Origin of the sequence: Pseudomonas sp. PA-5-4B (genome assembly GCF_021606215.1) — a bacterium.
Lineage (GTDB): Bacteria > Pseudomonadota > Gammaproteobacteria > Pseudomonadales > Pseudomonadaceae > Aquipseudomonas > Aquipseudomonas edaphica.
The window spans coordinates 39,617-52,633 of the sequence record NZ_WKDB01000016.1 but is presented as its reverse complement, the minus strand read 5'-3'; the positions used below and the strand labels follow the sequence as shown (position 1 = coordinate 52,633).

The following is a 13,017-nucleotide window of genomic DNA, read 5'->3' as shown; positions in this document are numbered from 1 at the left end:
TGCCCGTCGGATGTCGTTCAAGGAATTCTTATGTCGCCCTGGCTGACGGTTGTAGGCATCGGTGAAGACGGCTTCAAGGGGCTGGGCAGAAACGCCCGGCATGCCCTGTTGCGCGCCACCCGGATTATAGGCGGCCAGCGCCAGTTGGACCTGCTGCCGGTGTGTATTCGTGGCGAGCGCCAGCTATGGCCAAGCCCGTTTTCCCTGGAGCCGGTGCTGGCCAGTCGTGGCGAGCCGGTCTGCGTACTGGCCAGCGGCGACCCGATGTTCTATGGCGTAGGTGCCAGCCTGGCGCGACAGGTGGCCGCTGAGGAATTGCTGATTTTACCGGCGCCGTCCTCCGTGTCGTTGGCCGCGGCGCGTTTGGGCTGGCCGTTGCAGGAGGTGGTGACCTTATCCCTGGTGGCGCGGCCATTGGCGGCGATTAATACGCACCTGGCCACTGGCGTGCGGTTGCTGGTGCTGAGTAATGACGGACGCAGCCCTGCCGCGATTGCAGCGCTGTTAGCCGAGTCCGGTTTCGGGTTCAGCCGGTTGAGCGTGTTTGAACACTTGGGCGGCGTAGATGAACAGCGCATCGACGGGCTGGCTGCTGATTGGCAACACGCTTCGGTTGCGGATCTGAATCTCGTCGCCATCGACTGCCTGGCCGACGCCAACACCCCGCGCCTGTCACGCCTCGCCGGGCTGCCGGATTCGGCCTTCAAACATGACGGCCAACTGACCAAGCGCGATGTACGCGCCATGACCCTCGCCCGCCTCGCGCCAATGCCGGGCGAATTGCTCTGGGACGTGGGCGCGGGCAGCGGCTCCATCGGCATCGAGTGGATGCGTGCGCATCCGAGTTGTCGCGCACTGGCGATTGAAGCCGATACGGGCCGCCAAAGCCTGATCGAACATAACCGCGACGCCCTCGGCGTGCCCGGCCTGCAACTGGTTCGCGGCAAGGCGCCTGAGGCGTTGCTCGGCCTTGAGGCACCGGATGCGATCTTCATCGGCGGCGGCGTCACCCGCGACGGTGTGCTCGACACCTGCTGGCAGCACCTGCGCCCTGGTGGGCGTTTGGTCGCCAATGCGGTGACCCTGCAAAGCGAAATGACCTTGATGGCGTGGCGCGCGCAACATGGCGGCGAGCTGACGCGCATCCATGTGGCCCAGGCCCAGCCGCTGGGTGAGTTCGACACCTGGCGCCAGGCGCTGCCGATCACCTTGCTGGACGTGGTCAAGCCGCTATGAAACGCATCCTGTTGTTGGGCGGCGTCACCGAAGCGCTGGCCATCGCCCGCACGCTGGGGCCGGAGCATATCTATAGCCTGGCTGGGGTTGGGCGCGTGCCCACTGACCTCACCTGCCAAGTGCGCGTCGGCGGCTACGGTGGGCATGCAGGCTTGGCGCAATTTGTGCGCGATGAGCAGATCAGCCTGATCCTCGATGCCACCCACCCGTACGCGGCGCAGATCAGCCAGAACGCTGCCACGGCGGCAAAAATGTGCGGCATTCCCTGCTGGGCGTTGCGGCGCCCGGCGTGGCAGCCGCAGGCGGGTGATGACTGGCGCGAGGTGGGGGATTGGGCTGAGCTGATCGAAGCCTTGAAACCCTTCAAACGTCCGTTGTTCACCTTGGGGCGTGAGCCGTTGCAGCACCTTGACGAAATCCCCGCCGATCAATTCTGGACGCTGCGCGCACTGGATGTATATCCGGGCAATGAGCGCTGTGAAGTCATCGGCGCGCGTGGGCCGTTTCTGATTGAGGACGAGCGCGCGTTGTTTGAACGGCGTGGAATTGATGTGTTGATCAGCAAGAACAGCGGCAGTGCGGCGACCGAGCCGAAGCTGGAAGTGGCACGCGAGCGTGGCGTGCCGGTGTTGGTGTTGAAGCGGCCGGTGTTGGCGCAGGTAGATCGAGAGTTCACCGACGTGGCTGCGGTGCTGCAGGCAACCAGCACTCTCTAAACACCACCACTCCCACACTTGGATGCATTATCAGGCTGCTGCCGTCGACTGCCCTATGCCTTCATGCACGCGTTCAGCCAGCAATTGCGCCAGCTCAATCAACTGCGCAACGCCCAGCAATTCCTCTCGCTTCGGGCCATCCAGGTCAAACGCAAGGTCGCAACTCAGCGCATTAGCCGAGGCGAGTGTTTCGCTGAGGTTGACCAGCAGGTCTTCGGTGCTGATTCCGTCGGCTACGGTGAATAGCCGTACGGGGGGATTTGGGGTGGGTTTGATCATTGTGAATTTCCTTAATCTAAATGGAGCCGCCACTGATCGCCGCGATGCGATAGAGGGTGGCAGCTGTGCGCAGGTTCGCGGACCGGAGATTAAGGAAACCGGCATACCCGAAGGTATCCCGCGCACAGCCACCATAGCGCCGCACAGTAGACGATAAAAAAGCGTCAACTGAAAGGAGGCAATGCTTAATCAATCCGGGCCGCGACGCCCGACCGCTGCGTGTGCAGCGGTGTACGCAGACTAGAGATCTACCTTCCTAGGGACAACCTTAAATCCCTGTCGGACGTTTCCGTAGACGACCACTACATTTAGGTTATGTACAGGCTCAACTAGAAGCGGCCTACATGAGCAGGACATTGCTCGTACAACCAGCAAGCTCAACATCCATAGCCAAACACACACCAAACTGTGGGAGCTGGCTTGCCTGCGATAGTATCGCCTCGGTACTGCAGGAAAACCGAGTTGTCCGCATCGCAGGCAAGCCAGCTCCCACAGGGTTCAGCGTCACGCTGGAGATCGCGACCCGTCGGTAAAATTGGCAATCCGTGGTTCCCGGCTATCATGAAGGCAACCACTGCGACACCAAACCACACCGCCGCTTTTTACTTATGCCCCCCGATCAGGCTAAATACCCACCTGATCGCTTAACCCTACGGATTGTCCGCCATGGCCCGTCAACGCTTTGCAATTGTGTGGATCGCCTGCTTTGCAGTGCTGTTCAACGCCTTTGCCATGCCGCTGGCCAGCGCGATGCAACAGTCGCAAGACCCCGTGCAGCAATTGCTGTGGGGTAGTTTCTGTTCCTCCAATGGCGCCAGCCTCAAGACCATTGCCTTGGGCAAGTTGGACATCCCGACGCCGCCCCAGGAAGATCATTCCGCCATGCAGCATTGCTGGTGTTGCTCGGGCTCACCGCCATTAGTGGCGTTGCCGGGGCATGTGCCGCAGCTGTATGTCACACGTTTTGATGCCGTGCCGGGCCTGTCGCCGCCCGCACTGCAAGCCCCTACCCCGCGCCAGCAATGGCCGAGTCTTAACCCCCGCGCCTCTCCAACGGTCTGATTTCTTCGCAAGTGAACTGCGTTTAGAACCGTTCTGGAGAACTGCCATGCTTAAATCTTCCCTGCTGCTGGCTGCATTGTTGCTGCCGGTGTTCAGTGCTGCCAATGCCGATGACTACAAGGCCGGCAGCCTGCTGGTCAGCGATCCCTGGTCCCAGGAATTGCCGCCGAATGCGCCGACTGTCGCTGCCTATTTTGTGATTCATAACCAGGGCGAAAGCGCTGATCGTTTGCTTAGCGTCGACACGCCTGTGGCGGCCAAAGCCGAGCTGCATGAGCATGTGATGCAGGGCGATTTGATGAAGATGCAAAAGGTGGAAACCGTTGCCGTACCGGCCAAAGGTGATCTGACCTTCGCACCGATGGCCTACCACGTGATGCTGCTGGACCTGAAAGACCGCAGCCAACTGCGCGACGGCCAACACTTCCCACTCACCCTGAACTTCGAAAAAGCCGGCCCGGTGCAGGTTCAGGTCTCGGTACAAAAAGCGCCGCCGATGGCCGGCCACGAGCATATGCACGCCCAATAGGCCAACGTAAATGGGCGCCCCTCGCGCCAGGTTGTCGCCACACCGCCGCAGGCCCATGAGCCTGGCGCGCGGCAGTTGGATCAGCCTGTTCGCCATGTTGATGATTTTTATCGGTCCGCTGATTTCCCAAGCGATGCCGATGGATCATCACGCCGGTATGTCGATGCAAATGTCCATGGACATGCCGTCGACCAGCCATGGCGAGCACACGCCAGCTCCCGGCGAACACCACGCCCTCTGGGCAAAGTGCGGTTATTGCGACCTGCTCTTCAGTTGCCCGGCCCTGCCCGGCAGCGTGTCCCATGTCAGCCTCGGCACCCCGCCACCGGCGAATGCCCTGACGCCCGCCACCCGCCTGGGCCACGCCCGGCAGAGCATCTTCCCTGGCGCCCGCAGCCGCGCCCCACCTATCGCTTCGTAAGCACTTCACAGCATCACTTCACACCGGCCGACTTTAGACAGACAGCCGCAGGCTGCTGGCCGTGTTGTTTACGATTGATTGATGGAATTTGTCATGTCCAGGTTTTCTGCTGACTCCCGATTGGGATGTACCCCCGTTCTCGCCGTTCTGTGTGGCGCGCTGTTGGCACCACACGCGCAGGCTGAAGATCATGAGTTGAGCCCCACGGTGATCACCGCAATCGCCCCCAGCTCACCGCTGACCGTTGTCACCAACCCCAAAGACCCACGCCAACCGGTGCCCGCCAGCGATGGCGGCGACTACCTCAAGACCATCCCCGGCTTCGCGCTGGTGCGCAACGGTGGCACCAATGGCGACCCGGTGCTGCGCGGTATGTTCGGTTCACGCCTGAATATCCTCACCAATGGCGGCATGATGCTCGGCGCCTGCCCAGGGCGGATGGACGCGCCCACCTCGTATATTTCGCCGGAAACCTACGACAAGCTCACCGTGATCAAAGGCCCGCAAACCGTGCTCTGGGGGCCTGGCGCGTCAGCCGGCACCATCCTGTTCGAGCGTGAGCCCGAGCAATTCGGCGAGCTGGGCACACGGGTCAATGCCAGTGTGCTGGCCGGCTCCAACGGGCGCTTCGACAAAGTGGTCGATGCCGCTGCCGGTGGGCCTTTGGGCTATGTGAGGGTGATCGGCAATCAGGCCCACGCCGATGACTACAAGGACGGCAATAACAACACCGTCGCCTCGCGCTACGACAAGTGGAATGGCGACGTGGCCGTCGGTTTCACCCCCGATGCCGACACCCTGCTGGAGCTCACTGCCGGCCGTGGCGATGGCGAAGCGCGCTACGCCGGGCGCGGCATGGATGGCTCGCAGTTTCTGCGCGAAAGCCTGGGGCTGCGGTTTGAAAAGTCCAATATCGGTGAGGTACTGGATAAGGTCGAAGCGCAGGTCTACTACAACTACGCCGACCATGTGATGGACAACTACAGCCTGCGTACGCCGTCGGGCACCGGCATGATGGCCGGGCCGATGGCCTCCAACGTCGATCGCCGCACCCTCGGTGCACGCATCAAGGCGACCTGGCGCTGGGCCGATGTGCAACTGATCAGCGGCCTGGATGCGCAGACAAACGAGCATCGCCAGCGCAGCAGCATGGGCATCGACACCTACAAGGAACTGCCACGGGTCAAGGATGCCAATTTCCACAACTACGGCGTGTTCAGCGAGCTGACCTGGTACGCCGCCGACCGCGATCGGCTGATCACCGGCGCCCGCCTGGACCGCGCCTCGGCCAAGGATTTCCGCCAGACCACCGGTTCGGGAATGATGGCGCGCCCCAACCCGACCGCCGACAACACTCGCGCTGAAACCTTGCCATCGGGCTTTGTGCGTTATGAGCACGACCTGGCTGACACACCCACCACCGTCTACGCAGGGCTCGGCCATTCGGAGCGTTTCCCGGATTACTGGGAGCTGTTTTCGCCCAACACCGGCGCGGTCGGTTCGGTAAATGCCTTCGACGGCGTGAAGCCGGAGAAAACCACCCAACTCGACTTCGGTGCGCAGTACAAAACCGCCGACCTTGAAGCCTGGGCCTCGGGCTATATCGGCCGGGTGCAGGACTTTATCCTGTTCGACTACAAGCCCGGCATGATGGGTACCACGTCCCAGGCCCGCAATGTCGACGCGCGCATCATGGGCGGTGAACTGGGCGCAGCGTACAAACTGACCCAGCACTGGAAAGCCGACGCCAGCCTCGCCTACGCCTGGGGCAAGAACACCAGCGACGGCAAGGCGCTGCCGCAGATGCCACCGCTGGACGCGCGTTTGGGCCTCACCTACAGCCAGGACGACTGGAGCGCCGGCGCCTTGTGGCGTGTGGTCGCGGCGCAAAACCGCATCGACCAGAACAAGGGCAACGTGGTCGGCAAGGACTTCGACAAAAGCAGCGGTTTTGGCGTGTTCTCGCTGAACGCGGCGTACCGCATCAATAAAAACTTCAAGGTCAGCACCGGCGTCGACAACCTGTTCGGCAAAGCCTATGCCGAGCATTTGAACCTGGCCGGTAACGCAGGCTTCGGCTACCCGGCCAACGACCCGCAAGCCATCAAGGAGCCGGGGCGTACGCTCTGGACCAAAGTCGACATGAGCTTCTAAAAGCATCGCGGGCAAGCCCGCTCCCACAGGGAAATGCATTCCAAATGTGGGAGCTGGCTTGCCTGCGATAGCGGCCTGACAGACAAAAAATATCTAAAGCCTTGCGGAGCCTAATGATGACCACCCCAAAAATTTCCTTCTACAACCTGGCCTGGCGCTGGCACTTCTACGCCGGCCTCTTCGTCGCCCCGTTCATGGTGCTGCTGGCCCTCACCGGCATCATCTACCTGTTCAAACCCCAGCTCGACCCGCTGATGTACGGCAACCTGCTCAACGTGCAAAGCGCCGAGCGCGCCCTCAGCGCCGACGAACAACTGCAACGCGCCCAGGCAGCTTTTCCCCAGGGCAAAATCAGCAAATACCTGCCACCCGCCGACGCCACCAGCAGCGCACAATTCGTGATGCACAACGATGACCGCGAAGTGACGGTGTTCGTCGACCCGTATCGCGGCACCGTCCTCGGTGAACAGGATGCCCAATACAACCTGCAAGCCATCGCCCGCGCACTGCATGGCGAGCTGATGATCGGCACCGTCGGCGACCGTTTGGTGGAACTCGCCGCCGGTTGGGGCGTGATGCTGGTGGTATCCGGCGTGTACCTGTGGTGGCCACGCGGCAAGTCTTCGGCGGGCGTGTTGTGGCCTCGCTTGAACAGCCGTGGCCGAGTGTTCTGGCGCGATATGCACGCGGTCGCCGGTTTCTGGGGCGCGACATTTTTGCTGGTGATGCTGCTCAGCGGCATGACCTGGACCGGCTTCTGGGGCAAACAATACGCCGAGCTGTGGAATAAGTTTCCCGCCGCGATGTGGAACAACGTGCCGCAGTCCGACCAGCAAGCGCGCAGCCTCAATACGGCCAGCCAGCAGACTGTGCCGTGGGCAATGGAGAACACGCCAATGCCGATGTCCGGCGACCACGCCGAACATATGAATCACGGCGCCATGCATTCAGGGCCTGCCGCGCCGACTGTACGCCTGCAACAAGTGGTCGACCTGGCCAACGCGCGCAAGGTCGAACCCGGCTACAGCATCACGTTCCCCACCACTGCCGAAGGCGTGTTTACTGTCGCGGTGTTCGCCAACGACCCACGCAATGACGCGACCCTGCATGTGGACCAGTACACCGGCAAAGTGCTGGCCGATGTACGCTGGGAACACTACAACCTCGTCGCACGCGCCACCGAAACCGGCGTGATGCTGCATGAGGGCAAGATGTTCGGGTGGGTCAATCAACTGATCGTGCTGGTGATCTGCTTGATGATTCTGCTCAGTGCGGTGAGTGGCGTGGTGATCTGGTGGAAGCGTCGGCCACAAGGTGGGCTGGGCGTTCCGCCGTTGCGCCATGACCTGCCCAAGTGGAAAACCGCGATGGTGATCATGCTCGCGCTGGCGATTATTTTTCCGCTGGTGGGCGCTTCGTTGATCGTGGTGTGGGCCTTGGATCGCCTGGTGCTGGCGCGCTTTTTCGGCCAACGTGAATCGGCCTCAGGTTCTGCATGAAGCAGGCGAGATGCCCACGGCAGAGGCCTTCTGTAACCTTGCGCGACTTTAGTCGCGCAGCCAATAAGTGTTAACTTATAACACTTTCTGCGTTATCGTTGCTCGCCGCGCCCTGCGGCGAGCACACCCTTTCAAGAAGCGATTGATCGACCGATGAACAAGTACCTTGCGTGCGGCGTATGCCTGCTCGCCCTGCACAACAATGCCCAGGCGCTGACCCTGCCCGCCAGCCCCGTGACCGCGCCCGCCGTGGATGACGAACGTGTCGACCTGAACACACCGACCACTGCCGGTTCGCGCCTGAACCTCACGGCCTTGCAAACGCCAGGCAGCGTTGAGAGCCAGACCGGCGAGAAGATCCGCGAACGCGGCGACGCCAGTGTGCAGGACGCCATCTCCCGCGCCACCGGCATCAGCCGCACCGGCTCGCCGGGCGACGGCGGCACGTCGTTGCAGGCCCGTGGTTTTACCGGGCAGAGTTCGGTACTGCAACTGTATGACGGGCAGCGTATGTTCGACGGCGCAGGCACGTCCACCTTTCCCGTGGACACCTGGTCGGTTGAGCGCGTGGATGTGCTGCGCGGCCCGGCCTCGGTGATGTACGGCCAGGGTGCGACCGGCGCAGTGATCAATACCATTGCGAAAAAGCCGTTCAGCGGCGAGATCGAAAACCACCTGCGCCTGGGCTACGGTTCCGATGACCGCCAGCAGCAAGCCCTGGACAGCGGCGGCTCGCTGACCGACACACTGAGCTACCGCCTGAACGTCAACCGCCTGCGCAGCAACGGCTTTATCGCGCGAGGCGACTCCGCCAGCGATTTCGTCAGCGGCGCGCTGCGCTGGCAGCCGGCCGATAACCTGAGCTTCACCCTGGCCCACGACTACGGCGACCAGAGCCCGCAGAACTACTACGGCACGCCGCTGATCAACGGCCAGTTGCACAAAGGCCTGCGCGACAAAAACTACAACGTCAGCAACGACAAACAGCACTACAACGACCAGTGGACGCGCCTGACCAGCGAGTGGCAGATCAACGATAACGTCACCGCCACCAACGAGCTGTCGTACCTGAAAAACCAGCGCCGCTGGCAGAACGCCGAGAGCTACAATTTTGTGAATGGCGGTTTGGTGCGCCAGGACTACCTGGGCATCAAGCACAACCAGGAACAGGTCGGTGACCGCCAGACGTTCACCTTCAAGCACACACTGTTCGGCCTCGACAGCCAGACGGTGACAGGCGTTGAGTACAATCGTATTCGCTTCCGCCTGGCCAGCAATGCGCCGTTTAACGACGTGCCAGGCGGCGGCCAGCCGGTGGATATTCAGCATCCGGTGCCACAGCCGTTTGTGAGCGACAGCCCGTTTATTGCGCAGTCGGTCAGCACCACCAAACAGCTCGCTGCTTTTGCCGAAAACCGCCTGCAGCTGACCGATAAACTCTCGTTGATCACTGGCGCGCGCCGCGACTACCTGCACATCGATAGCAATGATCTGACGGCTGCGAACACAGATTCCGACAAGACCCTGACCGGTAACAACTGGAAAGCCGGCCTGGTCTACGCGATCACACCGAGCACCTCGATCTACGGCCAGTACGCCACCAGCACCGACGGTGTCGGCAGCCTGATCAGCCTGAGCCCGAGCCAGCAGCAGTTTGGTTTGTCCACCGCCAAACAGGCCGAAATCGGCTTCAAGCAGGCGTTCTGGGACTCACGTGGTGAATGGACCCTGGCGGCCTATCACATCGTCAAAAAGAAACTGCTGGTGAGCATCCCCGGCACCACCCTCAAGGAGCAAGTCGGCCAGCAATCCTCCAACGGCCTGGAAGCCAGCCTGGACCTGCAACTGCCCAACGCCTGGCAGCTGCAAGCCAATGCGGCCATTGTGCGGGCGCAGTACGACGACTTTTCCGAAGTGGTCAACGGCCAGGCTGTTTCCCACGACGGCAACCGCCCGGTGGACGTGCCGAACCGCACCGCCAACCTGTGGTTGAGCAAGGCGGTGACCGATGACATTCGCGCCGGTGCCGGTGTGCGTTACGTCAGCGCCCGTTATGCCGACACCGCCAACCGCAGCGAAGTGCCGAGCTACACCGTGGCCGACGCCAGCGTATCGTGGAAGGCCATGCGCAATACCACCCTGGGCCTTGAGCTGAACAACCTGTTCAACCGCACCTACGCCGTCAGCCAGTACAACAACGGCCAACAGTGGATACTCGGGGAGCCGCGCTCGTTCTTCGTCACGGCGGACTACACCTTCTAACTGAAACACATGGACTAGTGTGGGAGCTGGCTTGCCTGCGATAGCGGTCTGCCTGATACACCGCTATCGCAGGCAAGCCAGCTCCCACAATTTACTGTGTTGAACTTGAGAATATTGATGGCCTCACTCACCCTCACCGACCTTGGTTGGACCCCACCCGGCCACGACCACTGCAATCATCGCTTCCAGCTGCGAGATGCCAGCCTGCAGGTCGGCGCGGGCGAGTTTGTCGGGCTGATCGGCCCTAACGGCAGCGGCAAGACCAGCCTGTTGCGCTGCGCTTATCGCTTCAGCAAACCCGAACGCGGTGACGTGCTGCTCGAACACCAGAATGTGTGGAAACAAAGCGCAAAATGGTGCGCACAACGCATCGCGGTGGTGCTGCAGGAGTTCCCGGACACCTTCGGCTTGCGCGTCGACGAAGTGGTCGGCATGGGCCGCACGCCCCACAAGGGGTTGTTCGATGGCGACACACTGCACGACCAGCATCTCATCCGGCAGGCACTGGAATCGGTCGGTATGCACGGCTTTGAAGACCACGCGTTCGCCACGCTCTCGGGCGGTGAAAAGCAGCGCGTGATCCTCGCCCGCGCCTTGGCGCAGCAGCCGCAATTGTTGATCCTCGACGAGCCGACCAACCACCTCGACCCACGCTACCAGTTGGAGCTGCTGCGGCTGGTCAAGCGCTTGAACATCGGCACCCTGGCCAGCATTCATGACCTGAACCTGGCCGCGGCTTTCTGTGACCGTTTATACGTGATCAACCATGGGCGCATTGTCGCCAGCGGCACGCCTCACCAAGTGCTGACCGCCGAGTTGCTGCGTGATGTCTTCGGCGTCGAAGCCTTGATCGACGCTCACCCTTTGGCCGGCTACCCCCGAATCACCTGGATAACCCAACCATGATCCTGCGCTCCCTGTTGTCTCTCGCGTTGTTGTTCGGCACTGCCCAAGCGTTTGCCGAAGCCACCCATTACCCGGTGACCGTCAAAAGCTGCAACCGCGACGTGACCTTTCAGGAAGCGCCGAAATACGCGGTCAGCCACGACATCAACATGACCCAAATGATGCTCGCCCTGGGGCTCAAGGATCACATGGCCGGCTACAGTGGCGTCACCGGCTGGAAGTCGGTGACGCCGCAAATGGCCGACACTCTCGTCGGCCTGCCGGAGCTGGCGAGCAAGTACCCGTCGGTGGAAACCCTGCTCAACGCCAACGTGGATTTCTTCTTCGCCGGCTGGGATTACGGCATGCGCGTGGGCGGCGATCTCACGCCGCAAACTTTGCAGCCACTGGGCATCAACGTCTACGAGCTGACCGAGTCCTGCGCCTTCGTAATGAAGCGCCCGGCCGCGACCCTGGACGACACCTATAACGACCTGCGCAACCTGGGCAAGATCTTCAACGTGCAGGACCGCGCCACGGCCTTGATCGCGCAGATGCAGGCGCAAGTGGCCGAGGTGCAACAGCACCTGCCCGCCGACAAGCCTCGGGTGTTCCTCTATGACAGCGGCGAAGACCGCGCCATGACCTCCGGCCGCCTCGGCATGCCGCAAGCGCTGATCACCGCCGCAGGCGGGCGCAATATCCTCGATGACATCGACGCCAGCTGGACCCGCGTCAATTGGGAGACAGTCGTGGAGCGCAACCCGCAGGTGATCGTGATTGTCGACTACAGCGAAATCACCGCCGCGCAAAAAGAACAATTCCTGTTGGATAACCCGGCGTTGCAGTCGGTGGACGCCATCAAGAATCAGCGCTTTATCGTGATCCCGTATGTGCAGGCAACGCCAGGCATCGACAACGTGCTGGCGGTGGAAACCCTGGCCAAAGGGTTCCACGGCGAATGATCAGCCGCCGCTATGCTCTGCTGCTGAGTGCGCTTGGCGCGTTGTTGCTGGTCTCTTGCGTGATCTCGCTGGGGTTTGGCTCGGCGCGGGTGCCAGCGGACGTGGTGTGGCGGATTCTGCTCAACAAGGCCTTCGGCCTCGGTGACGTCAACTGGAGCACCGGCCAGGAACATATCGTCTGGTTGATCCGCGTGCCGCGCATGTTGCTTGGCGCACTGGTCGGCGCCGGGCTGGCGTTGATCGGCGCCGTGTTGCAGGCGGTGACGCGCAACCCGCTGGCCGACCCGCACCTGCTCGGCGTGACCTCCGGCGCCACTCTCGGCGCGGTGGTCGTGGTGTTGCACGTAGGGGAAGTCGTCGGCTTGCTGACCTTACCTATCGCCGCCTTCATCGGTGCGCTGCTGAGCATGCTGGTGGTGCTGGCCGTGGCCAGTCGTAACGGCCGCCTGGAGAGTGATCGCCTGCTGTTGTGCGGCGTAGCCGTGTCATTCGTGATGATGGCGGTGGCCAACCTGCTGCTGTTCATGGGCGACCATCGCGCCGCCTCGGCGGTGATGTTCTGGATGCTCGGCGGCCTGGGCCTGGCGCGCTGGGAACTGTTGGCGATCCCCACTGCGACTGTGCTGCTGGGGCTGTTGATACTGGTGGGCATGGCGCGGCCACTGAACGCATTGATGGCCGGCGAACAGACCGCCGTGACCCTGGGCATGAACGCACGTTCTGTGCGTTTGAAGGTGTTCCTGGTGGCGTCGTTGATGACCGGTGTGCTGGTGTCCATCAGCGGCTCCATAGGCTTTGTCGGGCTGATGGTGCCGCATATTGCGCGGCGTCTTGTGGGCGCTGAGCACCGGCGCTTATTGCCGGTGTGCGCGTTGCTGGGCAGCCTGTTCCTGGTGTGGGTTGATGTCGCCGCCCGCACCCTGATCGCCCCCGAAGACTTGCCCATTGGCGTGGCGACGGCGGCGATTGGCGGGCTGTTTTTTATCGGGTTGATGCGTAAGCGCTGAAC

Annotated in this window: 12 protein-coding genes; 11 read left to right on the top strand and 1 reads right to left on the bottom strand. The window is 62.0% G+C overall.

Features of this window, described 5'->3' with window-relative positions:
- The first annotated feature begins 30 nt into the window (after nucleotides 1-30).
- Nucleotides 31-1,236, top strand: coding sequence for a precorrin-6y C5,15-methyltransferase (decarboxylating) subunit CbiE (cbiE, locus tag GIW28_RS10310; protein WP_236446275.1), 1,206 nt, complete (start codon nucleotides 31-33; stop codon nucleotides 1,234-1,236).
- The gene (locus tag GIW28_RS10305; RefSeq protein ID WP_099548129.1) at nucleotides 1,233-1,952 is read left to right on the top strand and encodes a cobalt-precorrin-6A reductase; all 720 of its coding nucleotides are present in this window, start codon (nucleotides 1,233-1,235) and stop codon (nucleotides 1,950-1,952) included. The genes cbiE and GIW28_RS10305 overlap by 4 nt, the downstream gene beginning before the upstream one ends.
- A gap of 30 nt (nucleotides 1,953-1,982) precedes the next feature.
- On the opposite strand, the gene GIW28_RS10300 is transcribed toward GIW28_RS10305, so the two are convergent.
- Nucleotides 1,983-2,231, bottom strand: coding sequence for a DUF6124 family protein (locus GIW28_RS10300; RefSeq protein WP_099548128.1), 249 nt, complete (start codon nucleotides 2,229-2,231; stop codon nucleotides 1,983-1,985).
- A 666-nt stretch (nucleotides 2,232-2,897) separates the two neighbouring features.
- Between GIW28_RS10300 and GIW28_RS10295 the strand changes: the two genes are divergently transcribed.
- The 9 genes from GIW28_RS10295 to GIW28_RS10255 all read left to right on the top strand — a co-directional run bounded on the left by GIW28_RS10295 (nucleotide 2,898) and on the right by GIW28_RS10255 (nucleotide 13,015).
- Nucleotides 2,898-3,293: a DUF2946 domain-containing protein gene (locus GIW28_RS10295; protein WP_068931263.1), complete on the top strand. Its 396-nt coding sequence runs from the start codon at nucleotides 2,898-2,900 to the stop codon at nucleotides 3,291-3,293.
- Nucleotides 3,294-3,339: 46 nt separating this feature from the next.
- Nucleotides 3,340-3,822 (top strand): copper chaperone PCu(A)C, encoded by a 483-nt coding sequence (locus GIW28_RS10290; protein WP_017136762.1) that lies wholly within the window; start codon nucleotides 3,340-3,342, stop codon nucleotides 3,820-3,822.
- 10 nt (nucleotides 3,823-3,832) lie between these two features.
- On the top strand, nucleotides 3,833-4,243 hold the full coding sequence (locus tag GIW28_RS10285; RefSeq protein ID WP_236446279.1) for a DUF2946 domain-containing protein: 411 nt from the start codon (nucleotides 3,833-3,835) through the stop codon (nucleotides 4,241-4,243).
- A gap of 93 nt (nucleotides 4,244-4,336) precedes the next feature.
- The gene (locus GIW28_RS10280; RefSeq protein WP_236446282.1) at nucleotides 4,337-6,397 is read left to right on the top strand and encodes a TonB-dependent copper receptor; all 2,061 of its coding nucleotides are present in this window, start codon (nucleotides 4,337-4,339) and stop codon (nucleotides 6,395-6,397) included.
- 116 nt (nucleotides 6,398-6,513) lie between these two features.
- Entirely contained in the window at nucleotides 6,514-7,896 is a 1,383-nt protein-coding gene (locus GIW28_RS10275) for a PepSY-associated TM helix domain-containing protein (RefSeq protein WP_236446284.1), read from the top strand.
- Between the two features lie 153 nt (nucleotides 7,897-8,049).
- Entirely contained in the window at nucleotides 8,050-10,158 is a 2,109-nt protein-coding gene (locus tag GIW28_RS10270; RefSeq protein ID WP_236446286.1) for a TonB-dependent receptor, read from the top strand.
- A gap of 117 nt (nucleotides 10,159-10,275) precedes the next feature.
- Nucleotides 10,276-11,064, top strand: a complete 789-nt coding sequence (locus GIW28_RS10265; protein ID WP_099548123.1) for an ABC transporter ATP-binding protein — start codon at nucleotides 10,276-10,278, stop codon at nucleotides 11,062-11,064.
- On the top strand, nucleotides 11,061-12,008 hold the full coding sequence (locus tag GIW28_RS10260; protein ID WP_017136768.1) for an ABC transporter substrate-binding protein: 948 nt from the start codon (nucleotides 11,061-11,063) through the stop codon (nucleotides 12,006-12,008). The genes GIW28_RS10265 and GIW28_RS10260 overlap by 4 nt, the downstream gene beginning before the upstream one ends.
- On the top strand, nucleotides 12,005-13,015 hold the full coding sequence (locus GIW28_RS10255) for a FecCD family ABC transporter permease (protein ID WP_170040332.1): 1,011 nt from the start codon (nucleotides 12,005-12,007) through the stop codon (nucleotides 13,013-13,015). The genes GIW28_RS10260 and GIW28_RS10255 overlap by 4 nt, the downstream gene beginning before the upstream one ends.
- Nucleotides 13,016-13,017: the final 2 nt, after the last annotated feature.

What these genes read in the sequence shown, in the direction of transcription:
- GIW28_RS10275 (WP_236446284.1), top strand. Translation starts at nt 6,514, where the DNA reads ATGACCACCCCAAAAATTTCCTTCTACAACCTGGCCTGGCGCTGGCAC.
- GIW28_RS10260 (WP_017136768.1), top strand. Translation starts at nt 11,061, where the DNA reads ATGATCCTGCGCTCCCTGTTGTCTCTCGCGTTGTTGTTCGGCACTGCC.
- GIW28_RS10290 (WP_017136762.1), top strand. Translation starts at nt 3,340, where the DNA reads ATGCTTAAATCTTCCCTGCTGCTGGCTGCATTGTTGCTGCCGGTGTTC.
- GIW28_RS10280 (WP_236446282.1), top strand. Translation starts at nt 4,337, where the DNA reads ATGTCCAGGTTTTCTGCTGACTCCCGATTGGGATGTACCCCCGTTCTC.
- GIW28_RS10255 (WP_170040332.1), top strand. Translation starts at nt 12,005, where the DNA reads ATGATCAGCCGCCGCTATGCTCTGCTGCTGAGTGCGCTTGGCGCGTTG.
- GIW28_RS10295 (WP_068931263.1), top strand. Translation starts at nt 2,898, where the DNA reads ATGGCCCGTCAACGCTTTGCAATTGTGTGGATCGCCTGCTTTGCAGTG.
- cbiE (WP_236446275.1), top strand. Translation starts at nt 31, where the DNA reads ATGTCGCCCTGGCTGACGGTTGTAGGCATCGGTGAAGACGGCTTCAAG.
- GIW28_RS10265 (WP_099548123.1), top strand. Translation starts at nt 10,276, where the DNA reads ATGGCCTCACTCACCCTCACCGACCTTGGTTGGACCCCACCCGGCCAC.
- GIW28_RS10270 (WP_236446286.1), top strand. Translation starts at nt 8,050, where the DNA reads ATGAACAAGTACCTTGCGTGCGGCGTATGCCTGCTCGCCCTGCACAAC.
- GIW28_RS10300 (WP_099548128.1), bottom strand. Translation starts at nt 2,231, where the DNA reads ATGATCAAACCCACCCCAAATCCCCCCGTACGGCTATTCACCGTAGCC.
- GIW28_RS10305 (WP_099548129.1), top strand. Translation starts at nt 1,233, where the DNA reads ATGAAACGCATCCTGTTGTTGGGCGGCGTCACCGAAGCGCTGGCCATC.
- GIW28_RS10285 (WP_236446279.1), top strand. Translation starts at nt 3,833, where the DNA reads ATGGGCGCCCCTCGCGCCAGGTTGTCGCCACACCGCCGCAGGCCCATG.